Annotated in this window: 23 protein-coding genes; 13 read left to right on the top strand and 10 right to left on the bottom strand. The window is 69.3% G+C overall.

Features of this window, described 5'->3' with window-relative positions:
• Positions 1-8 precede the first annotated feature (8 nt).
• Complete coding sequence (locus tag ACSVC7_RS01600; protein WP_448204087.1) at positions 9-3,308, top strand: error-prone DNA polymerase; 3,300 nt, start codon at positions 9-11, stop codon at positions 3,306-3,308.
• Between the two features lie 3 nt (positions 3,309-3,311).
• On the opposite strand, the gene ACSVC7_RS01595 is transcribed toward ACSVC7_RS01600, so the two are convergent.
• The 4 genes from ACSVC7_RS01595 to ACSVC7_RS01580 form a co-directional block, all read right to left on the bottom strand.
• A complete protein-coding gene (locus tag ACSVC7_RS01595; RefSeq protein WP_448204086.1) occupies positions 3,312-3,890 on the bottom strand; it encodes a tyrosine phosphatase family protein in 579 nt (192 codons plus the stop codon).
• Positions 3,891-4,181: 291 nt separating this feature from the next.
• On the bottom strand, positions 4,182-4,532 hold the full coding sequence (locus ACSVC7_RS01590; protein WP_448204085.1) for a type II toxin-antitoxin system PemK/MazF family toxin: 351 nt from the start codon (positions 4,530-4,532) through the stop codon (positions 4,182-4,184).
• Positions 4,519-4,737 carry an AbrB/MazE/SpoVT family DNA-binding domain-containing protein gene (locus ACSVC7_RS01585; protein ID WP_448204084.1) on the bottom strand — a complete coding sequence of 73 codons (219 nt, stop codon included), beginning with the start codon at positions 4,735-4,737 and terminating at the stop codon, positions 4,519-4,521. The genes ACSVC7_RS01590 and ACSVC7_RS01585 overlap by 14 nt, the downstream gene beginning before the upstream one ends.
• Positions 4,738-4,788: 51 nt before the next feature.
• Positions 4,789-5,523 carry a tRNA-uridine aminocarboxypropyltransferase gene (locus ACSVC7_RS01580; protein ID WP_448204083.1) on the bottom strand — a complete coding sequence of 245 codons (735 nt, stop codon included), beginning with the start codon at positions 5,521-5,523 and terminating at the stop codon, positions 4,789-4,791.
• Between the two features lie 241 nt (positions 5,524-5,764).
• On the opposite strand from ACSVC7_RS01580, the gene ACSVC7_RS01575 reads away from it, so the two are divergent.
• A complete protein-coding gene (locus ACSVC7_RS01575) occupies positions 5,765-5,935 on the top strand; it encodes a hypothetical protein (protein WP_448204082.1) in 171 nt (56 codons plus the stop codon).
• Between the two features lie 14 nt (positions 5,936-5,949).
• On the opposite strand, the gene ACSVC7_RS01570 is transcribed toward ACSVC7_RS01575, so the two are convergent.
• The 3 genes from ACSVC7_RS01570 to ACSVC7_RS01560 all read right to left on the bottom strand — a co-directional run bounded on the left by ACSVC7_RS01570 (position 5,950) and on the right by ACSVC7_RS01560 (position 8,441).
• Entirely contained in the window at positions 5,950-6,789 is an 840-nt protein-coding gene (locus ACSVC7_RS01570) for an ImuA family protein (RefSeq protein ID WP_448204081.1), read from the bottom strand.
• 138 nt (positions 6,790-6,927) lie between these two features.
• Positions 6,928-8,025, bottom strand: coding sequence for a Tim44 domain-containing protein (locus tag ACSVC7_RS01565; protein ID WP_448204080.1), 1,098 nt, complete (start codon positions 8,023-8,025; stop codon positions 6,928-6,930).
• 188 nt (positions 8,026-8,213) lie between these two features.
• On the bottom strand, positions 8,214-8,441 hold the full coding sequence (locus tag ACSVC7_RS01560; RefSeq protein WP_448204079.1) for a hypothetical protein: 228 nt from the start codon (positions 8,439-8,441) through the stop codon (positions 8,214-8,216).
• 390 nt (positions 8,442-8,831) lie between these two features.
• Between ACSVC7_RS01560 and nhaA the strand changes: the two genes are divergently transcribed.
• The 7 genes from nhaA to ACSVC7_RS01525 all read left to right on the top strand — a co-directional run bounded on the left by nhaA (position 8,832) and on the right by ACSVC7_RS01525 (position 15,431).
• Positions 8,832-10,052 carry a Na+/H+ antiporter NhaA gene (nhaA, locus tag ACSVC7_RS01555; RefSeq protein ID WP_448204078.1) on the top strand — a complete coding sequence of 407 codons (1,221 nt, stop codon included), beginning with the start codon at positions 8,832-8,834 and terminating at the stop codon, positions 10,050-10,052.
• A 97-nt stretch (positions 10,053-10,149) separates the two neighbouring features.
• Positions 10,150-10,578, top strand: a complete 429-nt coding sequence (locus tag ACSVC7_RS01550) for a DUF4112 domain-containing protein (RefSeq protein ID WP_448204077.1) — start codon at positions 10,150-10,152, stop codon at positions 10,576-10,578.
• 83 nt (positions 10,579-10,661) lie between these two features.
• Positions 10,662-11,429 carry a hypothetical protein gene (locus tag ACSVC7_RS01545; RefSeq protein ID WP_448204076.1) on the top strand — a complete coding sequence of 256 codons (768 nt, stop codon included), beginning with the start codon at positions 10,662-10,664 and terminating at the stop codon, positions 11,427-11,429.
• A gap of 96 nt (positions 11,430-11,525) precedes the next feature.
• On the top strand, positions 11,526-12,935 hold the full coding sequence (gene hemN, locus ACSVC7_RS01540; protein WP_448204075.1) for an oxygen-independent coproporphyrinogen III oxidase: 1,410 nt from the start codon (positions 11,526-11,528) through the stop codon (positions 12,933-12,935).
• 172 nt (positions 12,936-13,107) lie between these two features.
• On the top strand, positions 13,108-13,725 hold the full coding sequence (locus tag ACSVC7_RS01535) for a glutathione S-transferase family protein (RefSeq protein WP_448204074.1): 618 nt from the start codon (positions 13,108-13,110) through the stop codon (positions 13,723-13,725).
• A gap of 34 nt (positions 13,726-13,759) precedes the next feature.
• Positions 13,760-14,953 carry a M20 aminoacylase family protein gene (locus ACSVC7_RS01530; protein WP_448204073.1) on the top strand — a complete coding sequence of 398 codons (1,194 nt, stop codon included), beginning with the start codon at positions 13,760-13,762 and terminating at the stop codon, positions 14,951-14,953.
• Between the two features lie 4 nt (positions 14,954-14,957).
• A complete protein-coding gene (locus tag ACSVC7_RS01525; RefSeq protein WP_448204072.1) occupies positions 14,958-15,431 on the top strand; it encodes a protease complex subunit PrcB family protein in 474 nt (157 codons plus the stop codon).
• 117 nt (positions 15,432-15,548) lie between these two features.
• Here the strand turns inward: ACSVC7_RS01525 and ACSVC7_RS01520 are convergent, their stop codons facing one another.
• From ACSVC7_RS01520 to ACSVC7_RS01510, 3 genes are all read right to left on the bottom strand, one after another.
• Positions 15,549-16,442, bottom strand: coding sequence for an ABC transporter permease (locus ACSVC7_RS01520; protein ID WP_448204071.1), 894 nt, complete (start codon positions 16,440-16,442; stop codon positions 15,549-15,551).
• Positions 16,439-17,404 carry an ABC transporter permease gene (locus ACSVC7_RS01515; RefSeq protein ID WP_448204070.1) on the bottom strand — a complete coding sequence of 322 codons (966 nt, stop codon included), beginning with the start codon at positions 17,402-17,404 and terminating at the stop codon, positions 16,439-16,441. Before ACSVC7_RS01515 ends, ACSVC7_RS01520 begins: the two co-directional genes overlap by 4 nt.
• Before the next feature lie 139 nt (positions 17,405-17,543).
• Positions 17,544-19,205 carry a peptide ABC transporter substrate-binding protein gene (locus ACSVC7_RS01510; RefSeq protein ID WP_448204069.1) on the bottom strand — a complete coding sequence of 554 codons (1,662 nt, stop codon included), beginning with the start codon at positions 19,203-19,205 and terminating at the stop codon, positions 17,544-17,546.
• A 185-nt stretch (positions 19,206-19,390) separates the two neighbouring features.
• Between ACSVC7_RS01510 and ACSVC7_RS01505 the strand changes: the two genes are divergently transcribed.
• From ACSVC7_RS01505 to ACSVC7_RS01490, 4 genes are all read left to right on the top strand, one after another.
• Positions 19,391-20,170: an enoyl-CoA hydratase-related protein gene (locus ACSVC7_RS01505; protein ID WP_448204068.1), complete on the top strand. Its 780-nt coding sequence runs from the start codon at positions 19,391-19,393 to the stop codon at positions 20,168-20,170.
• A gap of 244 nt (positions 20,171-20,414) precedes the next feature.
• Positions 20,415-21,857 (top strand): DHA2 family efflux MFS transporter permease subunit, encoded by a 1,443-nt coding sequence (locus ACSVC7_RS01500; RefSeq protein WP_448204067.1) that lies wholly within the window; start codon positions 20,415-20,417, stop codon positions 21,855-21,857.
• 58 nt (positions 21,858-21,915) lie between these two features.
• Positions 21,916-22,134, top strand: coding sequence for a hypothetical protein (locus ACSVC7_RS01495; protein WP_448204066.1), 219 nt, complete (start codon positions 21,916-21,918; stop codon positions 22,132-22,134).
• Positions 22,135-22,429: 295 nt separating this feature from the next.
• On the top strand, positions 22,430-23,320 hold the full coding sequence (locus ACSVC7_RS01490) for a LysR family transcriptional regulator (RefSeq protein ID WP_448204188.1): 891 nt from the start codon (positions 22,430-22,432) through the stop codon (positions 23,318-23,320).
• The last annotated feature ends 137 nt before the right edge of the window (positions 23,321-23,457 follow it).

Here is a 23,457-nt window from a genome sequence, read left to right as displayed (position 1 = left end):
GCATTGCCTTGACCCCCTACGCTGAACTCCAGGTCTCCACCAGCTTCACCTTCCTGGAGGGGGCCTCCCACCCGGACGAGTTGGCGCTGACCGCCGCAGCGCTCGGCCATGCGGCCATCGCGGTGACCGACCGCAACTCGCTGGCCGGGGTGGTGCAGGCGCACAAGGCGGCCAAGCAGCACGGGCTGCGGCTGGTGGTCGGCTGCCGGCTGGACCTGACCGATGCGGCCAGCCTGCTCGCCTACCCCACCGACCGGGCTGCCTACGCGCGGCTGTCGCGCCTGCTGACGCTGGGCAAGCGGCGGGCACCCAAGGGGGCCTGCTTCATCGGCCGCCAGGACGTGCTGGAGCATGCGGAGGGAATGCTGTTCCTGCTGGTCCCGCCCGACCGGCGCGACGAGTCCTTCGTCCACGAGCTGCGGGCATGGCGCTTCGATCTGGGCCGGCGGCTGCACCTCGCGGCCAGCCACCGCTACCGGGGGGACGATTCCCGGCGGCTGGCGTGGCTCGCCGGGCTGGCGGAGGCGGAGCGGGTGCCGATGGTGGCGACCAACGACGTGCTCTACCACGCGCCCGCCCGCCGCCAACTGGCCGACGTGATGACCTGCATCCGCAACCGCACCACCATCGACGAGGCCGGCTGGCTGCTGTCCGCCAACGCGGAGCGGCACCTGAAGGCCGGCGTGGAGATGGCCCGCCTGTTCCGCCGCTACCCCGAGGCCGTCGCCCGCACGGTGGAGATCGCCGACGCCTGCCGCTTCTCGCTGGAGGAGCTGCGCTACGAATATCCGGACGAGGTGGCGGAGGACGGGCGCACCCCACAGGAAACCCTGATCGACCTGACGTGGCGTGGGGCGGTGGAACGCTACCCTGGTGGCGTGCCGGACAAGGTGGCGGATGCCGTGAGGCACGAGCTGGCGCTGATCGGGCAGCTCGGCTACGCGCCCTATTTCCTGACCGTGCACGACATCGTGCGCTACGCCCGCTCGCAGGACATCCTGTGCCAGGGGCGCGGGTCGGCGGCGAACTCGGCAGTCTGCTACTGCCTGGGCGTCACGGCGGTCGATCCGGCCAAGTTCGACCTGCTGTTCGAACGCTTCATCTCCGCCGCCCGCAACGAGCCGCCGGACATCGACGTCGATTTCGAGCATGAGCGGCGCGAGGAGGTCATCCAGTACATCTACCGCAAATACGGGCGGGAGCGCGCCGGCCTGACCGCCACCGTCATCCGCTACCGCGCGCGCGGCGCCATCCGCGAGGTCGGCAAGGCCATGGGGCTGTCGGCCGATCTGGTGGCGCGGCTGTCCGGCTCCATCTGGGGCTGGAGCCGCGAGGGCATCGACGAGGAGCGCGCCCGCCAATACGGCCTCGACCCCGACGACCCGCGCCTGAAGCAGACGTTGGAACTGGCGGGAGAACTGATCGGCTTCCCGCGCCACCTGTCGCAGCATGTGGGCGGCTTCGTCATCACGCGCGGCCCCTTGAGCGACCTGTGCCCCGTCGCCAACGCGGCCATGGAGGACCGCACGACCATCGAGTGGGACAAGGACGACATCGACGCGCTGGGCATCCTGAAGGTGGACATTCTGGCGCTGGGCATGCTGACCTGCCTGCGCAAGGGCTTCGAACTGCTGGAGCGGCACCACGGCCACCCCATGACGCTGGCTGCCGTCCCGCAGGACGACCCGGCGGTCTACGAGATGCTGTGCCGGGCCGACAGCCTGGGCGTGTTCCAGGTGGAAAGCCGGGCGCAGATGTCCATGCTGCCCCGCCTGCGCCCCAAGGAGTTCTACGATCTGGTGATCGAGGTCGCCATCGTGCGCCCCGGCCCGATCCAGGGCGACATGGTGCACCCCTACCTGCGCCGCCGCACCGGCGCGGAGCGGGTGGACTATCCCTCGACGGAGCTGGAAGCCGTCCTGAAGAAGACCCTGGGCGTGCCGCTGTTCCAGGAACAGGCGATGAAGATCGCCATCGTCGGCGCCGGCTTCAGCCCGGAGGACGCCGACCGGCTGCGCCGCGCCATGGCGACCTTCCGCAAGACCGGGCTGGTCCACACCTTCCACGACCGCTTCGTCGAGGGCATGGTCGCCAAGGGCTACGACCGCGCCTTCGCCGAGCGCTGCTTCAAGCAGATCGAGGGCTTCGGCGAATACGGCTTCCCGGAAAGCCACGCGGCGAGCTTCGCCCTGCTGGCCTACGTGTCCGCCTGGCTGAAGCGCTGGCACCCCGACGTGTTCGCGGCGGCCCTGCTGAACAGCCAGCCCATGGGCTTCTACGCCCCCGCCCAGATCGTCCGCGACGCCCGCGAGCACGGGGTGGAGGTGCTGCCCCCGGATGTGAACCGGTCGGACTGGGATTGCACGCTGGAGCCGATAACTCCCTCGCCCGGCTCCGCCGGGAGAGGGAGGGGCCCATGCTTCGCATGGGAGGGTGAGGGCAAGGTCATCCCGAGAAACCTTGCCCTCACCCCCCCACCGCGAAGCGGTGGGTCCCCCCCTCTCCCGCCGGAGGCGGGCGAGGGGAAGGATGGCCGCCACGCCCTGCGCCTGGGCCTGCGGCTCGTCAAGGGGATCACGGAGGACGAAGCCCACCGCCTCGTCCTGTCGCGCGGCAACGGCTACCGCGACCCGTACGACCTGTGGCGCCGGGCTCGGCTGCCGGTCGCGGCGCTGGAGCGGCTGGCCAAGGCGGACGCCTTCCGCTCCACGGGGCTCGACCGGCGGGCGGCCTTGTGGGCGGTGAAGGCGCTGGGGGAGCAGCCGCTGCCGCTGTTCGCCGGCCTCGACGACTCCGCCCTCGCCGAGCCGGAGGTCGCCTTGCCGGCCATGGCGCTCGGCGAGCATGTGGTGATGGACTACGGCAGCCTGTGCCTGTCGCTGAAGGCGCACCCCATGGCGCTGCTGCGGGACGGCGTTTCGGGCGTCGCCCCGGCGGAGCGGCTGCGCAGCGCGCGGCCCGGCGCGCGGCTGACGGTGGTGGGGCTGCCGCTGGTGCGCCAGCGGCCGGGCAGCGCCAAAGGCGTCATCTTCATCACGCTGGAGGACGAGACCGGCATCGCCAACCTCGTCATCCTGCCGGACGTGTTCGAAAAGTTCCGCAAGCCGATCCTCGGCGCCCGCCTGATCGCCGCGACCGGCCGCGTGGAGAAGGACGGCCCGCCCAACCCGGAAGGTGGCGAGGTCATCCACCTGCGCGTCGAACGCCTGCTCGACCTGACCCACCGTCTGGAGGAATTGCTGGAACCGGAGCCGACGCGGCGGCCCCCGTCCGCCGGCGCCTTCCCGGAGGGCCGGAATTTCCGGTGAAAATCAGTCGATCAGATCGGCGACCTCGCGGACGCGGCCGTTGTCGATCAGGAACTGGACCAGATCGGGCCGCTCCTTGCCGTAGGCGTTGTGGCGGGCACGGACGGCGGCAACCAGTTCTCCCTTGCGGCCCAGCAGATCGTCGGCGAACTCGATCATGCGCAGGTTGGGCCAGGCCTTGTGGCGGATGTTCACCACGGCGGCCAGCGCGTCGGCGGCCGGGCGGTCGGGGCGGGCCTGGGCGAGGATCATGGTCAGCGCCGCCGTGGAGCGCGAGATGCCCGCATGGCAATGCACCAGCAGGCCGCCCACCCCCGCCGGCTCGGCCAGCAGGTCGCGGCCGAAGGCCAGGATGCGCTCCACGTCCGAGCGCTGCGGCAGGGTCTGGCCCATGAAGGGGTCGATGATATCGTGGAAGCGCAGTTCCAGCCGTTCATGCTCGCCATAGGCGCCGAAGGCGGTTGGCTCCGGATGGCCGGGGTCGAGGATCGACAGCACATGCGTCACCCCGGCCTCGCAGAAGCCGTTCAGTTCGTCGATGCCGCAGACGGTGACTCCGAATGGGACGAAATCGCGGGCCATGATCCTCTTCTCTTCCGTGCGCCCCGAAAGGGCGGGCGCGGAAACGCATGTGGCACCCCCGCTCCGGACCGTCAAGCGGCGCCGGCCATCCCGACCAGACCAACCGGCCAGATCACCCCGTCAAATGACATGGAACAGATACAGCAGGATGATGACCGGGATCGGGATCCCGACAAGCCACAGAAGAACACCCCTCATGGAACGCTCCCTCGGTTGAGGCCGTGCCGGCCAATGAAACCTCAACAACGCAAGGGCGCATCGGTTGCAGGGCTTGCCCCGTCCGGGCGAGGGCTACTCCAAAAAGGCGGAAGAGAGATGATTGGTCAGGCGTGTGGCGATATCCCGCCGGTCTGTCGGCGCAAGCGTGCCCAAGTGTTGGGCATCGCGAGAATCGATTACGGCAATCTTCGCCGTGCGCACGACGGAGGGGGCCGGCAATCCGGCTGCGGCAAGGTCGGAAACTTCGACGTCGCTGGGCCAGCCCCGGTTATCGGCGCTGGTGATCATCAAAACCCAAATCAGACAGTGATTGGTTTGGAGATCCCCGGCGGCCACGACCAGAGCCGGCCGACGCTGACGCACCGGCCGGTCCGCATAGGGAAACGGGACCTTGACGACGTCCCAAACATCAAAGGTCGGCATAGGCCCGCCGGTCCGCTTCGCTGTCCCACTCCGTGAAGGTGTGGAAGGGATCGTCCACCGCTTCCACCCGCGCCGCACGGGTCAAAATGACGCGCCCATCCTCGATGCTGTAGGCAATCTCGTCACCCTCATGCAACCCCAGCGCCGTACGCACGGGTTGCGGGATGGTTGTCTGCGCCTTGCTCGTCAGCTTACTGGTGATCATGACGGCCTCCATGAGCGGATGGCATTATAGTAAGGAAATTCCTTACTGCCTTCAAGGCGCCCCGCCCTCCCCTTCGGCCATGTTCGTCGGGGCCGTGTTCGCCGGAGCGTCCGCGTCCACGGACGCCGCCGGTGCCTCCTTCGGCGGCAGGACCCGGCGTGGGCGCGGGGCGCGCAGCTTTTTCAGCAGCAGGGAGAAGGGCTTCAGCGCGCGGTCCAGGACGGTCGGGTCGGCCTCCAGACGGGACAGCAGAAAGGCGCCGGCCTCCAGGGTGGAGACGCTCTCGCGGCGCGGCTCCTTGCGGGCCTGCCCGTAGAGGGAGCGGAACTGCGGGTGCAGCACGATCCGGCGGCACTTCAGGAGCCACGGGTTGCGCCACCACAGGGTCTTGGCCTGGCTCCAGGTGCCGTCCAGCACGATGACGCCTTCCAGATCAGCCAGGACCAGATCGCTGTCCTTCTGGACGCTGCCGTTCTTGTCCACCACGGCGACCTCGGCCTTCGGCGCGTTGTCGCCCTGCTTGACCGGGCCGAGGTAGAGCACGCCCCAGCGCTTGTAATCGACCTCGCGGCCCAGGATGCGCTTCAGGTTCGACCAGCTGAGACCCACCTTGAGGGCCGAGTTCTTGAACTGGAGATGCGCGATCTGCGCCGTCCCCAGCGCCTCGCGCTTTTCCTGCGGGTGCTGGAGGATGAGCAGGAAAACGGCGTTGTCGATCGGCTCCACCGCCTCGCAAACGCACAGGTGCTGAGGTTTTAGGCAGGCGGAGCAGGTTTCGGCGTCCATGGTCGGTCTCGGAGGAAAGGGCATCGGGGAAAGCGCGGTGGCGGGGCCTAGTGGCGAGGACTATGGGCCGACCGCCCTTAAAAAGGAACAGACGGCGTTAAAGTTTCCGAAAGAGGTGATCTGGCTCACTCATAGGCCCGTAGCTTGCATGATAGCAATCAGGCACACAGGACGGGGTGGGCCGAGGGCGGTCATAGGACCGCTCCCCGAGGCTCCCCCGACGCTCAGAAGGAGGCCTGCCATGCTGCCCGCTCATTTGGCCGCTCGCTTGCTGGAGCAACGCCGGGCCGAGCAATCGGCGGAGTTCGCCCGCCAGCTTCCGCTCTACGCGGACGACACGCCCTATCCCCTGGACGCGGACGCCGAAGGCGAGGCCGCGCGCAAGGAGCCCGATTGGGCGACCGACTACTGACGCGGTGACGGACATCAGGCGACATCGGCCAGCCGTCCGACCGGAAGGCGCGTGACCGGCTGAGCGGTCGCCGGCGCAGGTGTCGTCCGCTTCGGTGTCGTCGTCACTGTCGTGGCTGCCGCGAGCGCGCCGTCGCGCCATTCCAGCAACCATGCGCCCGGACGGCCGCCTCGGCAGCGCTCCAGCGCCACGGACCAGCGCGGGTCTCCCACGCCGGGTTCCTGCGGCGCGCTGGGGGCGGACGCGACGCGCCAGCGGGTGACCGCCGCGCTTGCGGAAGACCGGCGCGGGCCGAGCTGCAACAGGACTCCGGTCACACCGGAGGACTCGGCGGCGAGTTGCAGTCGCCGGCTCGCCGTCAGGTCCAGCGCGCCGGTCTCCCCCAGCACGGCCGACAGGCGCTTGCAGCGCAAGGCCTCCTCCATGGCCCACAGCGCGTCGGCGTCGCGGGTCGCGCGCACGGCGATCAGCCGGTCCGGCGTCAGCCCGTAGGCGGCCAGCCCGGCGGCGTGCAGGTCGCGCCCGCGCACGATCCAAACCACAGGCCAAACCACAGGCCCCGCAACGCTTCCAAGCCGGGCGAGCAGCCCCGCGGCGAAGGCCGTGCCGGCGCCGGGGTCCTCCGCCGCGACCTCGTGCAGGCAGCCGAGCGGCAACCCTCCCCCCGGCAAGGCCGAATCGAGATCGGGCACGCCGAAGGGCAGTCGGCGCGCGCTGTCCCCGCCCAGCCCCTCGATCTTTTGGATGCGGGCGCGCAGATCGGCAAGCAGCGCGGCGCGGTCCGGAGGGGACTGGCCCGGAGAGGACTGGCCCGGCGGGGACTGGATGGCTGCGGAAGGCTGGACATCGGGCATGACTCGCGTCCGTTCGACAGGTTTATGTTCCTGATATGTTCTAACACGGCCCGCCCGTCCAGAGGAGTCCGGAAAAAACGAAAGGGGCGCCCTTTCGGGCACCCCTTTGCAGATTTCAACAGCGTGGATTGGAACCGATCAGCGGGTCTGCTGGATCGCCGACAGGAGCCAGCGGCCGCCGCGCGAGCGCGTGAAGGTCCAGATCTCCGTCGCCTCGACCGGGCGGCTCGGATCACCCTCCACCACGCGGTTGGTGACGCGGTCCACCGTCGCGTCGACCAGCGAGAAGCGCATGGCGACGGTGGCGTACTCCATGTTGGCCTCGCGCCACGCCTCGGCCAGGTCGCCCTGGAGCAGGCGGACGTCGGACAGCTTGTTCACCACGCCGCGGCTGCTGTTCTGGGCCAGCTCCTCCGCGAAGTAGGAGACCATCTCCGGCGTCGCGGCGGAACGGAGCGCGGCCAGATCCTCGCGCCCGTAGGCGGTCTGGACGGTGACCAGAGTCTGCTCGAACGCCTCGTAATCGGCCGGGCCGATGCCGACGTCGTCGCGGCCGACGCCCGGACGGGACCCGGACGCGGCGCCACCGCCCACCGGACCGCCATTCAGGGGGCCGCCATTCAGGGGGTTATAGCCGACGTCCGCCGGGTCGCGGTTCAGCGGAGCACCCATCGGGGCACCCTGCGTCGGGCCGGCGTAGGCGGTGCCGGGGCTGCCCATGCTCATGCCCATCGGCCGGGCCGCCCCTTCGGAGCGGTTCCGGAAGAAACGGATGGCGAGGCGGACCAGGAAGACCACCAGCAGGATCTGGAGGATGAAGCCCAGGATGCCGGCAAAGCTGCCCAGCCCGGAGAAGAAGCCGCCGCCGAACAGCAGCCCGCCGATGCCGGCGCCGATCAGGCCGCCCATCAGGCCCGGCAGGAAGCCGCCGCGCGAGAAGAAGCCGCCCGGCTGCGGGGCCGGGGCCGGCGCGCCCATGCCCGGACGCTGCTGCATGCCCGGCGAGGGGGCCGGAGTCATGGAGCGTTCCATCGGCGCGGCCGTGTGGGGGGCCGTGTTGGTGGTGGCCGGAGCCTCGTAGGTGCGCGTGCCGCGGCTGCCCATCGAGCTGCTCTTGCCCGCGCGGGCGTCGGCGGTGCCGGCGGTCAGCGCGACGGCCAGCGCCAGGGCGATGGCGGCAAAGGCGCGAGCCGGAGAGCGAGGCTGAGTGCGGGTGGATCGAGTGGTCTGGGTCATGGCCGTGTTCGGTGAAGCCCTTCCTTGGGGACGACCACACATATGGTGTGGGCGTTGGCCCGTTTTAGAGGGGGTCCCTGCGGTCCGACAACAAAATGTGCAAAAAGCGGGCGAATGGGAAAGGACCGAAACGCAAAGGGCACCCGCCGGGGGTGCCCTCTCATGATGGCTTGTCTTGATGGAGCCCGTCAGGCCGACGCCGCGCGGCCGAGGCGGCCGCCGTGCCGGCGCAGCCCCCAGGCCGCCTGGGCCGGGGCAATGGATGAAGTGGACGGCACCGCCTCCATCGACGACCAGACGCGGCGTCGGACCTCCATCTGCCGGCGGCAGTCGCGCGAGCAGTAGAGCGGCGCCGGGCCGCGGGCCGACGTGCGCTGGAAGGGTTGGCCGCAGCACGCGCAGTACAAAGTTCCCATCAATTCCTCCCAAATCCTGGCCAGTTTTCTTGGCGCCAGTTTTCTTGGCGTATGTCCCGACTTGCCGTCGGGTCTTTGTCGTTGGTGGTCGCATTCTTCGCGCACCAGCCGCCCCCGCGCCAGCGAGCAATCGACATATGGCCGTTCGTTGGCGTGGCTATGGCCAACAAACAGCCCATGAAACTGTTTCATTAATAATGATTTAGGTTCCAAACACACCGGCCGGCGCGGCGTTTCGCCGCAATCCGGCGTGGGCTTGGCTTCACCTTTCGGCCGATAACCCCCACATCCCGGCTCTTACGATTCCAGAGCACCCTTCGGCGCCCTTCGTGTTGATCCCCTGACGAAGCCCCACCGCGAAGACCTGCCGGACAACCGAGAAGAGCCGCGATGAAACTCCCCGCCATCCGAGACTTCCTGGAGAACGAGGCCGCCGCCGGGGTGGCCCTGATGATCGCCTCCGCCGTCGCCCTGGTCTGGGCGAACTCCGCCGCCGCCCCGCTGTACGAGGCGCTGCTGGCCCTGCCGGTGACCGTCACGGCGGGCGGGGTCGGCATCGACAAGCCGCTGATCCTGTGGATCAACGACGGGCTGATGGCGATCTTCTTCCTGGTTGTCGGGCTGGAGATCAAGCGGGAGGTGCTGGCCGGCGAGCTGTCGAACCGCGCCAAGGCCATGCTGCCGGGCATCGCGGCGCTGGGCGGCATGGCGGCGCCGGCGCTGGTCTATGTCTTCTTCAACTGGGGCGACCCGGTGACCCTGCAGGGCTGGGCCATCCCGGCGGCCACCGACATCGCCTTTGCGGTGGGGGTTCTGGCCCTGCTGGGCTCGCGCGTGCCGACGTCCTTGCGCATCTTCCTGCTGGCGCTCGCCATCATGGACGACCTGGGCGCGATCGTGATCATCGCCGCCTTCTACAGCCACGGGATCGTGCCGATGGCGCTGGGCTTCGCCGCCATCGCCGGGCTGGGGCTGTTCTGGATGAACCTGATCGGGGTGCGCAGCCTGACGCCCTACATGCTGCTGGGGCTGGTGCTGTGGGTCTGCGTTCTGAAGTCGGGCGTGCACGCCACGCTGGCCGGCGTGGCCCTGGCCTTCACCATCCCGCTGCGCGCCGACGGCAACGGGGCGGAAGACGGGCACGAGAACGGGCACGAGGATTCCCCCCTGCACCGGCTGGAGCACGCGTTGCACCCCTGGGTGGCCTTCCTGATCCTGCCGGTCTTCGCGCTGGCCAACGCCGGCGTCTCGCTGACCGGCATCACGCCGTCCAGCCTGACCGAGCCGGTGCCGCTGGGCATCGCGCTGGGCCTGTTCCTGGGCAAGCAGGTGGGCGTCCTTCTGGCCTCCGGCCTGGCGATCCGCTTTGGGCTGTCGACCCTGCCGGCCGGGGCGAACTGGGCGCAATTCTACGGCGTGTCGATGCTGACCGGCATCGGCTTCACCATGAGCCTGTTCATCGGCACCCTCGCCTTCCCCGACCCGGAGCATGCGGTGGCGGTGCGGTTGGGCGTGCTGGCGGGCTCCATCGTCTCGGCCCTGTTCGGCTACGCGGTGCTCTACGCCGCCGGGACCGCGCGCGCCGCACGGGTGGCGTCGCCGGCGCGCTAATCGCACTCCGGAGGCATAAGCCGGGAACCGACGCCGCAGCCACGGGTTGTTCGAACACGAAACCATCCGGCAGAGCCTCCAGCCCCCGGTGACAGCCATGACCGCCACCCGCACCCGTCCCGCCGCGCCCGCCTCCGCCCACACACGCGCCTCGGCCGCGTCGCCGGCCATCGACATCGACTTCGGGCGGCTGGAACGATTGCGGTGGCTGACACGGCTGATGGACACCCGCTGGCGCATCCCGGGCACCCGGATCCCCGTCGGGCTCGACGGCATCGCCAGCCTGCTCCCCGTCGTCGGCGACACGGCGACCGCCGTCGTGTCCGCCTACATCATCCTGGAGGCGAGCCGCTTCGGCATCCCAAAGACCCTGCTCGCCCGCATGATCGCGAATGTGGTGCTGGACTGGGCGGGCGGCTCGGTCCCCGTGCTGGGCACCGTCTTCGACATCGCCTTCAAGGCCAACCGCATGAACCTCGACCTGCTGCACAAGCATCTGGAGGACCGCCTGGCCGGGCTGGCGTGAGCCATTCCGGCAAGGCCCACTCCGGCAAGGCACTTGCAGAGTTTCGGTTGTACGCCCCCACAAGAAAACACCGGGAGAGACGTATGACCGTCATTTCCGCCGCCGACCGGCTGAAGGCCGAGGCCGCGATTCAGCGCCCGACGACCAGGGTCTCCGCCGTGTCGGAGTCGTCCTTTTCCGCCATCCTGGCGGACGAGAGCGCCCCCGACGCCCAGAATTCCGCCTTTACGGTCAATATGTTGGGCACCAGCGCCACGGGCGGCGGCGCGCGTGTCACGGGCTTGGCCGAGCTTACCCTGGCAGCGGCCAACGAGGCCGACGCCGCGTCGGCCTGTCCGCCGCCGGTCGCGTCCGACCTCTCCGGATCGGCTGCCGCGGACACCGGCAAACTTTGCCGCCTGGAGAATTTTGCCGGGGTCCTGAAGGAAAAAACTGCCGCCTTCGCCGACACGCTGAACCGCCGCTTCACGCTGGCCGACGTGGACACGCGCATCCCGGTCCAGCTGGACGTCGCGTCCGACGGCAGCGTCACGGTGCGCGGCGACCACCCGGACAAGGCCAAGATCGAACGCCTGTTCGCCGAGGACAAGGACCTCGCCAACCAGTACCGCGAGATCGCCGGCGCCCACGCCTTCAACGCCCACGGCAAGATCGCCATCCGGTACGAGGAAGAGCTGGACGACGCAAAGAGCGACAAGGAGCGGGAGAAGATCTTCCGCAAGTACGAGCGGCTGTTCCAGAGGATCGAGGCGGTCAGCGGGCAGATGACCTTCTCCGGCGGTGACCTGACCAGCGCGGCGGAGGGCATGGCCGCCGCCCTGACGGGGATGCCCAGCTGGGCGATGAGCTAGCGGGGACTGGACGGAGTTTCGCGCAAAAGGATGAGACAAACATTCGCTTGACGTGAGTCAAAGCGTTAGGATCGGGGCTGAACGATCCTCCCCGCCATGAACGCGATCTCCCCCGTGCCCCTCACCGCCACCGCCCCCCGCGCCGCCAGCCTGAACGCCGGCCTGCTCGCCAAGTATGACGGGCTGCGCGTGCCCCGCTACACCAGCTACCCGACCGCGCCGCACTTCACCCCCGCCGTCGGGGCGGAGGTGTACCGCGGCTGGCTGGCCGGGCTGGACACGGCCGCCCACGCGGGCTCGCTGTACCTGCACGTGCCCTTCTGCAAGCAGATGTGCTGGTACTGCGGCTGCCACACCAAGATCGTGGCGCGCTACGCCCCTATCGCGGAGTATCTGGGCCATCTGCGCAAGGAAGTCGGCATGGTCGCCGACATCATCCCCGGCCGGCTGAAGGTGCGGCACATCCATTTCGGCGGCGGCACGCCGACCATGATGGCGCCGGAGGATTTCGAGTCGCTGATCGCCCTGCTGCGCGACCGCTACGACGTGGTGGACGGCGCGGAGATCGCGGTGGAGATCGACCCGCGCACCCTGACCAAGGAAATGGCGGAGGCGCTGGGCCGCGCCGGCGTCAACCGCGCCTCGCTCGGCGTGCAGGACTTCGACGCCGACGTTCAGAGCGCCATCAACCGCCACCAGCCGCGCGAGATGACCGAGCGGACGCTGGAATGGCTGCGCGCCAACGGCATCACCCACGTCAACCTGGACCTGATGTACGGCCTGCCGAAGCAGTCGGTGGAGAGCGTCGCGCGCTCCGCCGAGATCGCGCTGTCCATGAATCCGGACCGGCTGTCGGTCTTCGGCTACGCCCATGTGCCGTGGATGAAGTCGCACCAGAAGAAGATCGACGAATCGGCGCTCGCCGACACGCTCGGCCGGTGGGAGCAGTTCGCGGCCATCGCCGACGTGCTGACCAACGCCGGCTTCCGCCCCATCGGGCTGGACCACTTCGCCAAGCCCGACGACGAGCTGGCCGTGCAGCAGGCCGAGGGCCGGCTGAGCCGCAACTTCCAGGGCTACACCACCGACGACGCCGAGGTGTTGCTGGGCTTCGGCGCGTCCTCCATCGGCGCGCTGCCGCAGGGCTATGTGCAGAACGCCGTGCCCTTCGACCAGTACGCCCAGGCCATTGAATCGGGCAATCTCGCCACCGCCAAGGGGCTGCCTCTCACCGCCGAGGACCGGCTGCGCCGCGACCTGATCGTACGGCTGATGTGCGATCTGGCGGTGGACGTGGGTGCCGTGGCCGAGGCGCACGGGCTGGAAACCGGGGCCTTCGACGCCGACCTCGCCGCCATGGACGATCTGGTGGCCGACGGGGTCGCGGTGGTCGAAGGGCGCCGGGTCTCCGTGCCGGAGTCCGCCCGCCCGCTGATGCGCATCGTGGCGGCGCGCTTCGACACCTACCTGTCCACGGGTGCGGGACGGCACAGCCGGGCGGTGTAACGCACTCACCAAAGCTCCCTCGCCCATTCCCGATGGGCGAGGGGGTAAGTGCCAGCGCTCCCCACCCCCGAGCGCCGCATCCTCTGGCCTTCCGCGCGCAAATCGGCGAAAGTAGTGGTCAAAGAACGCTTTCGCGCAAGCGGGAGGGGCCAGAGGAGGGGGACGAGCACCCATGATCACGCTGTACACCTTCGCCTCGCCGAACGGGCACAAGGCGTCCATCCTGCTGGAAGAGCTGGGGCTGACCTACAAGGTCCACAAGCTCGACCTACTGGCGGGGGACCATCTGCAGCCCGACTATCGGACGATCAGTCCCATCGGCAAGATTCCCGCCATCGTGGAAGACCTGCCCGGCGGCAAGAAGCGCCGGCTGTTCGGATCGGGCGCCATCCTCCTGCACTATGCGGAGCGCACCGGCCGCCTGCTGCCCGAAGGCGTGGACGACCGCGCCGAGGCGATGAGCTGGTTCATGATGGGCATCAGCGACCTCGGCCCCTCGGGCATGAACAAGTTCCGATTCGCGGTCCGGGCGCCGGAAAAGATCCCCTACGCCATCGACGTCTTCAAGGAGGAGCTGGCCCGCTGCTACGCCGCCATGGACGAGCGGCTGGCCGGGGCGGAGCATCTGGCCGGCACCTACTCCATCGCCGACATCGCCTGCTATCCCTTCTTCGCGGTGGCCCTGGCGGCGGACGGCACGCTGGCCGACCGCTTCCCCAACGTGAAGCGCTGGCACGACATGGTGGCGGAACGCCCCGCGGTGAAGCGCGGCATGGCCGTTCCCGCCTGACCGGCCAGGGACCGCAACAGGGACCGTCAGAGACATGCCCATCATCAACCGCATCGCCGAATTCCAGGCGGACATGACCGCGTGGCGGCGCGACATCCACGCCCACCCGGAGCTGGCCTACCAGGAGCACCGCACCGCCGACCTCGTGGCCGAAAAGCTGGCCGGCTGGGGGATTTCGGTGCACCGGGGCCTTGCCGGCACCGGCGTGGTCGGCACGCTGGCCGGCAGCGGTCCGGGCCGCCGCAGCATCGGCCTGCGCGCCGACATGGACGCGCTGCCCATGCCGGAGGCCAACGGCTTCGACCACGCCTCCCGGCACGCCAGGGCCATGCACGCCTGCGGCCACGACGGCCACACCACCATGCTGCTGGGGGCCGCCCGCTATCTGGCGGAGACGCGCAACTTCGACGGCGTGGTCCACTTCATCTTCCAGCCCGCCGAGGAGGGCAAGGGCGGCGGCCGCAGGATGATCGAGGACGGGCTGTTCGAGAAGTTCGACTGCGAGCAGGTCTTCGGCCTGCACAACTGGCCGGAGCTGCCGGCCAACAGCATCGCCGTCCACCCCGGCCCGGTCATGGCGGCGGCCGACCAGTTCACCATCACCATCGAGGGTCACGGCGGCCACGCCGCCATGCCGCACCGGGGCATCGACCCGGTGCTGGTCGCCGCCCACATCATCACGGCGGCGCAGAGCCTCGTCAGCCGCGGCACCGACCCGGCGGACAGCGCCGTCGTCTCCGTCACCTGGGTCGAGGCCGGCACCACCTTCAACGTCATCCCCAACGAGGCGAAGCTGCACGGCACCGTGCGCACCTTCGCCGAGCCGACCCGCGCCCGCATCCGCGAGCAGCTCGGCCGGCTGGCGGAAAGCATCGCCGCCGGCTTCGGCGCGACGGCGACGCTGGAGTACCGGCCCGGCTACCCCGCCACCGTCAACACCGAGCCTCAGGCGCGGCTGGCCGCGGCGGTCGCCGCCAAGGTGGTGGGCGAGGCCAACGTGGCCTGGGCGCCCAATCCGTCCATGGGGGCGGAGGACTTCAGCTACATGCTGCGCGAGCGGCCGGGCGCCTATGTCTGGCTGGGCCACGGCGGGCATGCCAACGATGGACATGGCGGCCCGGCCTGCCGGCTGCACAACCCGCACTACGACTTCAACGACGAGATCCTGACCACGGGCGCCAGCTATTGGGCCACGCTGGTCGAGACCCTCCTGCCCCGGAGCGCCTGACCACATGCGACCGACGACGCCCACCGCCGCCCTGATCGCTTTCGCTATCGCCCTGCCGCTTCTGGGCGCCTGCCAGACGGGTTCGGACCTGCCGACGGCGTCGCGCTCGCTGCTCCCCACCGACGGCACGCCCGGCACCTACTGGCACGGCGACCGCAGCCAGGCCTTCGAGCGGGCCTACGTCGTCGCCCGCAGCCCGCAGGAATGGACGGAACTGTGGTCCCGCATCGGCGAGCCGGCCCCGGTCTCCCTGCCCGACGACCGCATGGCGGTGGCCGTCTTCCTCGGCCCGCGCGACACGGCGGGCTACGGCGTCGCCATCGACAGCGTGCGGCAGGCCGACGGCGAACTCCAGGTCGGCTACCACGAGCGCGTGCCGGGACCGGCCCAGGCCGTCGCCCAGATGCAGACGAGCCCCTACGCGGTGCGCCTGCTGCCGAAGGTGAACGGGACGCCGAAGTTCCAGCGGGAGAAATAGGCGCTGTTGCCCCCACCCTAACCCTCCCCCTCTTCGAGGGAGAGGGGACTGCCGCCGCTTCGCCCAAGTCCCCTCCCCTGCGACAGCAGGGGAGGGTTAGGGAGGGGGCACGCGCATCTACCGCTTCCCCGACGTCCGCGGGTCCAGTGCGTCCTGCAAGCCGTCCCCCAGCAGATTCACCGCGATCACCGTCAGGAAGATCAGCAGCCCCGGCCACACCGCCAGCAAGGGGGCCGTACCGACCATCTCCTGCGCGTTGGTCAGCATGTTGCCCCAGGAGGGCAGCGGCTGCTGGATGCCGAGGCCGAGGAAGCTCAACACCGACTCCAGCAGGATCACGTTGCCCACGGTCAGCGTCGTCGCCACCACGGCGGGGGCCGCGACGTTCGGCAGGATGTGGGCCAGCATGACTCGGCGGCTACCCGCCCCCATGGCGACGGCCGCCAGCACATAGTCGCGCCGCCGCGCCGACAGGGTCGCCCCGCGCACCAGCCGCGCCACCGTCGTCCAGCCGAAGAGGGCGACCAGCACGACGATGCGGATCAGGCTGGCGTCCTCGCTGCCCGCAACCTCCGGCGGGACGCCGAGGCGGATCAGGTCGATGGCACCCAGCACGATCAGCAGCGGCAGCAGGGGCAGCGCGATCAGCCCGTCGGTGAAGCGCATCAGCAGGTCGTCCAGCCGCCCGCCGAAATAGCCCGCCAGCAGCCCGATGCCCGTGCCCAGGATGCCCGAGGCCAGCGCCGCCGCCACACCGACGAACAGCGACACCCGCCCGCCGTAGAGCAGCCGCACCAGCACGTCGCGCCCCAGCTCGTCCGTGCCCAGCGGATGAGCGAACGACGGCGGGCCGAAGCGGTCGAGCAGGCTGACGCCCGTCGCCTCCACCCCCATCCACGTCTCCACCCAGGGGGCGGCCAGCGCGGCGCCGGCCAGGACCAGCAGCAGCAGGGCGCTGCCCAGCGCGAGCTTGTGGCGGGCGAAGCGCCGCAGGAAGGGCAGAAGCCTCACGATTCCCCGCCCTTGAAGGTGATGCGCGGGTCGAGCGCGGCGTAGGCGATGTCGGCCAGCAGGTTGCCGACCAGCGTGGTCAGCGTGGCGAACAGCAGCGCCACCAGCGCGACGTTCAGGTCGTTGCCCATGATGCTGTCGTAGATCAGCTTTCCCATGCCGGGCCAGGCGAACATCGTCTCGGTCACCAGCGCGCCGGAGAACAGGGCGCCGAACTCCAGCGCCACGATGGTGACGATGGGGATCAGCGCGTTGCGCAGCGCGTGGCGCCAGACCACGCGGCGCTCCCCCAGCCCCTTGGCGCGGGCGGTGCGGATGTAGTCCTGCCGCAGTTCCCCCATCATCGCCGCGCGGACGTAGCGCGTGTAGCCGCCGATGCTGGACAGCGTCAGCGACGCCACCGGCAGCACGAGGTAGGGCAGTCGCTCCCACCAACTCTCCCCGCCGACGGGTCCGAGGCCGGAGGCCGGGAACCATTGCAGCTCCACGGCGAACAGCAGGATCAGCAGCAGCGCCAGCCAGAAGGCGGGCACCGAGATGCCGGCGAAGCAGAACAGGTTGATGGCGTTGTCCGCCCAGCCGTGCGGCCGCCGCGCCGCGTAGACGCCCAGCGGCATCGCCACCGCCAGCGTCAGCGCCATGGCCGCCCCCAGCAGCACCAGCGTGTTGCCGAGCCGCGGCCCGAGGATCGACAGCACCGGCTGCGCGTACATCCGCGAGAAGCCGAAGTCGCCGGACAGCGCGGCCAGCAGCCAGTGCCCGTAACGCTCCAGCAGCGGCTTATCGAGCCCGTACAGCGCCTTCAGCCGCGCCGCGTCGGCCGGCGTGGCGCGCGGGTTGCCGGCCAGCATCATGTCCACCGGATCGCCCGGCATCAGCGTCATCAGGACGGTGACCGCAAGGCTCATGAGGAGCAGCACGACGAGCGCCTGGAGCAGGCGCGAGGCGAGGAAGCGGGTCATGCGCACGTTATGGACACGGATGCCCCCTCCCCAACCCTCCCCCGCTTCGCGGGAGAGGGAGTTAAATCACCCTCCACCGCGAAGCGGGGGAGGGAGGGACCCACGAAGTGGGAGGGAGGGGGCACGCAGGGCGCGCGCCTCACCCCTTCGGCTTCCACGTCTCGATCCACAGCGAACTGCTGTCCAGATGCCCGGTCGGGACCACCCCGTCCAGCCATTGCGGCAAAACATACGGATCGGCGCGGAAGAACAGGGGCAGGTTCGGCAGGTCCTGGGCGTAGATGGTCTGCATCTTCGCCCACAGGGCGCGGTTGGCGTCGGGCTCGCAGACGTGTTCCAGGTCTTCCAGGACCTTGTCCATCTCCGGGTTCTTGTAGCCGGTGTAGTTCTGGCCGGCCCAATTGTTGGCCTCCGTCGGGATCATGCTGGAATGCAGGATGGTGCGGGGGATGTTCTCCGGCGCGCTGACCCAGGCGAACAGCGCCATGGACTTGAAGCGGCGCTTTTCCAGCGTGTCGCCGAACAGGACGCGCGGCGGCTCGTTGACGATGCGCACCTCGACGCCGGCCTGCCGCCATTGCGCCTGGAGCACCTGCTCCAGCACCTCGCGGGAGCGGTTGCCGGCGGTCGTCATGATCTCCAGCGACAGGCGCTCCCCCTTGGCGTTGTGGCGCACGCCGGCGCGGCGCTCGCTCCAGCCGGCCTCGTCCAGCAGCTTCGCCGCCTGGGCGGGGTCGTAGGGGTAGGTCGGGTAGCCCGGCGCGTGCACGCGGTCGAGCGGGCTGATCTCATTGTGGGCGACCGGCTGGCGCCCGTCGTAGAGCTGCTTGGAGATCGCCTCGCGGTCGATGGCGTAGAGCAGCGCCTTGCGCACCCGCACGTCGGCCAGCGCCGGGTTGTCGAGGTTCAGCTCCACATGCTCGAAGAACAGGCCGGGCTTGTAGACCACGTTGAAACGCCCGCCGTGCCGCTTCTCGAAGGCCAGCACCTGATCCAGCGGCAGGCCCGTCTCCCCCGGCACCATGTCGACCTGCCCGGCCAGCAGGTTGGCCTCCAGCGCGGAGGTGTTCTCGATGGCCTTGACGATCACGCGCTTGAAGGCCGGCTTCGGTCCCCACCAGGTCGGGTTCTGTTCCAGCACCACATGGCTGCCCGGTTCCACCTGCGCGATGCGGTAGGGGCCGAAATAGAGGCCGGGGTTGGTGGTGTCCGTCTCGTATTTGGATCGGGTGCGGTAGTTGGCCGGGTCCGCGTCGAACACCGGCTTTTCGAGGTGGGAGGGCAGGATCTCGAAATCGTTGATCTCGGCGTAGGTGCAGACCGGCTTGTCGCGGTGGATGGTGAAGGTGCGTTCGTCTTTCACGTCGATGGCGACGATGTCGCGCGCGAACAGGTCGGCGTTGGCGTAGCCGCTCTGCGGGTGCTTGCCGACGGTCCAGGTGAACAGCACGTCCTCGGTCGTCACCGGCTTGCCGTCGCCCCAGGTGGCCTTGGGGTTGATGGTGTAGGTGACCTTGATGCCCTGCTTGCCGTCGGGCCGGGTCTCATACTCCGCCGTGCCCTTGTCCAGCGCGGGCAGATCCGTGCAGAGCATGCAGGTCAGCCGCCAGTCGGCGTTGTAGGCGGTGAAGGGCCGGCGGGCCATGGACAGGATGTAGGCCTTGGCCGACATCGCCTCCACCGACGGGTGCCAGTTGGACGGGAACTGGGTCAGGCCGATCACCAACTCATCCTTCGCTGCCAGCGCGGGTGAAGCGGCCAAGGTTCCCACCAGCATCAGCGCGGCCAGTCCGGTTCGCATCGCGGCGTCGTCTCCCATCCACCAAGTCCCATTTACCCAGGTCTCGCTTCCGAACTATGGGGAGCGGCGGGCTTCCGGTCCAGCGCCGAACCGCTTGACGGGAAAGCCGTGCGGGTGTTTGTGCATTTCCCATACGCAACCGAATGGCCATACGCAACCAAATGGATGGGGAGCCTTCCAAGCCCATGCCCGGCACCGTGACCCTGACGCGCGAGGGCGTCGTCGCCACCCTGACGCTCAGCAACCCGGACAAGCTGAACGCCTTCGACAAGCCGATGTGGCACGCGCTGATCCCGCTGCTGCGGCAGCTTGGCGCCGACGACTCGGTGCGCGCGGTGGTGCTGCGCGGAGCCGGCGGGCGCGCCTTCAGCCCCGGTGCCGACATCTCCGAGTTCGAGACGGAGCGCAACAGCCCCGAACAGGGCGCCGACTACGGCGTGCTGATGGACGAAGGGCTGAACCTGCTGCGCGAGCTGCCGCACCCGACGCTGGCGGCGATTCAGGGGGCCTGCTGCGGCATCGGCTTGGCGGTGGCGCTGGCCTGCGACCTGCGGGTCTGCACCGACAACAGCCGCTTCGGCGTGCCGGTCAGCCGGCTCGGCATCTCCATGGCCCTGCCGGAACTGAAGCTGGTCTACGACATCGCCGGCGGGCCGGCGGCGCTGGAAATCCTGCTGGAAGGCCGCGTGTTCGGCGCGGCGGAGGCCAAGGACAAGCGCCTCGTCCACCGCATCGTGACGGAGGCCGAGTTCGAGGGCGAGGTCGCCGCGACCTGCGAGCGCATCGCCGGCGGCGCCCCGCTGGCCGCCCGCCTGCACAAGCAGTTCGTCCGCCGCCTCGCCGACCCGACCCCGCTGAGCGAGGATGAGATCGCCGAATGCTACCACTGCTTCGGCACGGAAGACTTCCGCGAGGGCTACCGGGCGTTCCTGGAGAAGCGCAAGCCGGAGTTCCGGGGGCGGTGAGTTCCGACGCGGTGCCCCCTCCCTTCCCACGGCTTCGCCGCGGGCCCCTTCCCTCCCCCGCTTCGCGGGAGAGGGAGTTTTAGGGCAAATCGGCGGCAGTCCCCTCCCCTGCGAAGCGGGGGAGGGTTAGGGAGGGGGCACCGCGGCCGAACTCCCGCGCGCATGCCTGGGTTCCCCCGAAAGCGGTGGTCCCGTTTTCCGGAACGCCCAGATTGAGAGCGTCCCCACCGCTCCGCTCCCCGCCATGCCCCGTGCCCTCCGCCTCGTTCCCTTCATCGTTGCCTGCGCCTTGTTCATGGAGAATCTGGACGCGACGGTGATCGCCACCGCGCTGCCCCAGATCGCGCGTTCGTTGGGCGAGGATCCGCTGCGGCTCAGCCTCGCCATGACCTCCTACATGCTGGCGCTGGCGGTGTTCCTGCCGGTCAGCGGCTGGGCGGCGGACCGCTACGGCGCGCGCACGATCTTCGCCTCCGCCATCGCGGTGTTCACGGTGGGGTCGGTGCTGTGCGGGTTGTCGAACGGCCTGTTCGAGCTGGTCGCCGCCCGCGTGGTGCAGGGCATGGGCGGTGCCATGATGGTGCCGGTCGGGCGGCTGATCCTGCTGAAGACCGTGCCGAAGGACCGGCTGGTCGGCGCCATGGCGCAGATGACCATCCCGGCGCTGGTCGGACCGGCGTTGGGGCCTCTGGTCGGCGGCTTCATCGCCACCTACGCCTCCTGGCGCTGGATCTTCTTCATCAACGTGCCCATCGGCCTGATCGGCATCGCCCTCGTGCTCGCCCTGATCCCGAACGTGCGGGAGGAGGAAATCGACCCCTTCGACGGCCGGGGCTTCGCCTTCAGCGCGATGGCGCTGGCCGCGCTGATGTTCGGGCTGGAGAATGTCGGGCGCACCGTGATGCCGCCCGCCGCCGTCGCCGGGGTGCTGGCGGTCGGGGTGGTGGCCGGCGGACTGTACCTGCGCCACGCCCGCCGGGTAGCGCGGCCGGTGCTGGACCCCAGCCTGTTCCGGCTGCCGACCTATGGGGCTTCGATCCTCGGCGGCACGCTGTTCCGCATCGGCATCGGGGCGGTGCCCTTCCTGATGCCGCTGCTGCTCCAGGTCGGGTTCGGTCGCACGCCCTTCGAATCGGGCGCGCTGACCTTCGCCGGGGCGGTCGGGGCTCTGACCATGAAGACGCTGGCCGGGCCGATCCTGCGCCGGATGGGTTTTCGCCGGGTGCTGATCGGCAACGCGCTGCTGAGCGGCGCGATCCTGATGAGCTACGCGGCCTTCCGGCCGGAGACGGCGCACTGGGTCATCCTGGGCGCGCTGCTGGCCGGGGGCTTCTTCCGCTCGCTCCAGTTCACCGGGCTGAACAGCCTCGCCTACGCCGAAGTGCCTCCGCCACGGCTGAGCCGGGCCAACACGCTGTCCAGCGTGATGCAGCAGATCTCGCTGAGCCTCGGCGTGGCGGTGGGCGCGCTGGTGTTGCACCTGACGCAGGTTTTCGCCGGCGGTGCCGCGCTGGCCCCGGTGGACTTCGTCCCGGCCTTCCTGACCGTGGGGGCGATGGCCTGCGTGTCGGCCCTGTTCTTCGTGCCGCTGCCGCCCGACGCGGGCGCCGAGATCAGCGGGCACCGGGACAGGACACAGCTGGCGCGGGCGAAAGAGGTGCCGCAGGCGATCGAAGCGGCGGATTGACCGTCCCGGCTGTTGTTCCCGGCACCCCCCACCGGAGAAACCCGCCGGAGAAACCGCCATGGCACCGACGCAGCACGAGAAAGACGCCGACACGCCCACCTTCGCCAACGACCGGGACGGTCTCCAGGCGCCGTCCATCGAGACGACGCCCGGCACCATCCCCCAGACTCCCCTGCCCGGCCGCGCGCCGTCGCGGCCCGAAGCGAAGCGCAACAGCGAAGTGGGGACGGACGATACGAAGGCCGGCAAGACGCCCGGCGGAGAAGACCGATCCTGAGTCGCCGGCCGGCCCCTCCTGATTATCGGAAAGAACGGTGCAAATCCCCGCCGGCCACACCATTGAGCAGTTGCAGGACAGGTCAATCCATACAAAAAGCCGAAAAGAAACGTGCGATCTTGGTCGCACGATCGAAAATTCTTACCAAGCTTGGCTCTTTTTCGTGCCGATGGCCTGTGGTTGGGCGTGCGTTCGTCGCGCGTACCCGGTATAAACATGCATGTCGGCCATGCGCCGACAATAAAGAACAAACGGGAGGCTCCCCGCCAATGTCGCGGGTGGCAGGACAGGCATGATGGACTGGGACAAGCTTCGGGTCTTCCACGCCGTGGCCGAGGCTGGAAGCTTCACGCACGCCGGCGAGACGTTGAATTTGAGCCAATCGGCGGTCAGCCGCCAGATCAGCGCGCTTGAGGAAAGCCTCGGGGTGCCGCTGTTCCATCGGCACGCACGCGGCCTGATCCTGACGGAACAGGGCGAACTGCTGCACCGGACGGCGCGCGACGTCTTTGCCAAGCTGTCGATGACCGAAGCGATGCTGACCGAAAGCCGGGAGCATCCAAAGGGACCGTTGCGCGTCACCACCACGGTGGCGTTCGGCTCCAGCTGGCTGACGCCGCGCATCAACGAATTCCTGCAGATCTATCCCGATATCCAGCTGACGCTGCTGATCGACGACGACGAGCTGGACCTGGCCATGCGCGAGGCGGACATCGCCATCCGCATGAACACGCCGCGCCAGCCCGACCTGATCCAGCGCCATCTGATGTCGGTGCACTTCCACCTCTACGCGCACCCGAGCTATCTGAAGAAGCGCGGCGCGCCGAAGGTGGCGGCCGACCTGGACAACCATGACGTCATCGCCTACCCGCCGGACGTGCGTGCGCCCATCGCCAACGTGAACTGGATCACCGAGGTGGGCGACCCGGCCCCGGGGGCGCGCAAGCCGGTCCTGCAGGTCAACAGCATGTACGCCATCTACCGCGCGGTGGAGAGCGGCCTGGGCATCGCCGCCCTGCCCGATTACCTCGTGGACGGCACGAAGGAACTGACCCGCGTCCTGCCGGACATCGACGGTCCGAAGGTCGACGCCTATTTCGTCTATGCCGAGGAACTGCGCCATTCCAAGCGCATCGCGGTGTTCCGCGACTTCCTCGTCAAGAAGGTGGCCGAGTCCGCCTTCTGATCCGGCCCCCTTTCGGCCGAACGACAAGAGCCCAGAAAGAATGCATTGCAAGCCCGCTGCCGCACCGGCGGCGGGCGCATGCTTCTTTGGCATCATCACGCTCAAAGCGGGATTAGACCGTTTGATTTCAAGCACTT

This window comes from Azospirillum mesophilum (assembly GCF_053470405.2).
Note: the sequence above shows the minus strand (reverse complement) of the source record. Positions and strands in the feature narration are given on the sequence as shown.

Coding starts and splice junctions, on each gene's coding strand:
- ACSVC7_RS01595 (WP_448204086.1), bottom strand. CDS start 3,890: ATGGCCCGCGATTTCGTCCCATTCGGAGTCACCGTCTGCGGCATCGAC.
- ACSVC7_RS01590 (WP_448204085.1), bottom strand. CDS start 4,532: ATGCCGACCTTTGATGTTTGGGACGTCGTCAAGGTCCCGTTTCCCTAT.
- ACSVC7_RS01585 (WP_448204084.1), bottom strand. CDS start 4,737: ATGATCACCAGTAAGCTGACGAGCAAGGCGCAGACAACCATCCCGCAA.
- ACSVC7_RS01580 (WP_448204083.1), bottom strand. CDS start 5,523: ATGGACGCCGAAACCTGCTCCGCCTGCCTAAAACCTCAGCACCTGTGC.
- ACSVC7_RS01575 (WP_448204082.1), top strand. CDS start 5,765: ATGCTGCCCGCTCATTTGGCCGCTCGCTTGCTGGAGCAACGCCGGGCC.
- ACSVC7_RS01570 (WP_448204081.1), bottom strand. CDS start 6,789: ATGCCCGATGTCCAGCCTTCCGCAGCCATCCAGTCCCCGCCGGGCCAG.
- ACSVC7_RS01565 (WP_448204080.1), bottom strand. CDS start 8,025: ATGACCCAGACCACTCGATCCACCCGCACTCAGCCTCGCTCTCCGGCT.
- ACSVC7_RS01560 (WP_448204079.1), bottom strand. CDS start 8,441: ATGGGAACTTTGTACTGCGCGTGCTGCGGCCAACCCTTCCAGCGCACG.
- nhaA (WP_448204078.1), top strand. CDS start 8,832: ATGAAACTCCCCGCCATCCGAGACTTCCTGGAGAACGAGGCCGCCGCC.
- ACSVC7_RS01550 (WP_448204077.1), top strand. CDS start 10,150: ATGACCGCCACCCGCACCCGTCCCGCCGCGCCCGCCTCCGCCCACACA.
- ACSVC7_RS01545 (WP_448204076.1), top strand. CDS start 10,662: ATGACCGTCATTTCCGCCGCCGACCGGCTGAAGGCCGAGGCCGCGATT.
- hemN (WP_448204075.1), top strand. CDS start 11,526: ATGAACGCGATCTCCCCCGTGCCCCTCACCGCCACCGCCCCCCGCGCC.
- ACSVC7_RS01535 (WP_448204074.1), top strand. CDS start 13,108: ATGATCACGCTGTACACCTTCGCCTCGCCGAACGGGCACAAGGCGTCC.
- ACSVC7_RS01530 (WP_448204073.1), top strand. CDS start 13,760: ATGCCCATCATCAACCGCATCGCCGAATTCCAGGCGGACATGACCGCG.
- ACSVC7_RS01525 (WP_448204072.1), top strand. CDS start 14,958: ATGCGACCGACGACGCCCACCGCCGCCCTGATCGCTTTCGCTATCGCC.
- ACSVC7_RS01515 (WP_448204070.1), bottom strand. CDS start 17,404: ATGACCCGCTTCCTCGCCTCGCGCCTGCTCCAGGCGCTCGTCGTGCTG.
- ACSVC7_RS01510 (WP_448204069.1), bottom strand. CDS start 19,205: ATGCGAACCGGACTGGCCGCGCTGATGCTGGTGGGAACCTTGGCCGCT.
- ACSVC7_RS01505 (WP_448204068.1), top strand. CDS start 19,391: ATGCCCGGCACCGTGACCCTGACGCGCGAGGGCGTCGTCGCCACCCTG.
- ACSVC7_RS01500 (WP_448204067.1), top strand. CDS start 20,415: ATGCCCCGTGCCCTCCGCCTCGTTCCCTTCATCGTTGCCTGCGCCTTG.
- ACSVC7_RS01495 (WP_448204066.1), top strand. CDS start 21,916: ATGGCACCGACGCAGCACGAGAAAGACGCCGACACGCCCACCTTCGCC.
- ACSVC7_RS01490 (WP_448204188.1), top strand. CDS start 22,430: ATGGACTGGGACAAGCTTCGGGTCTTCCACGCCGTGGCCGAGGCTGGA.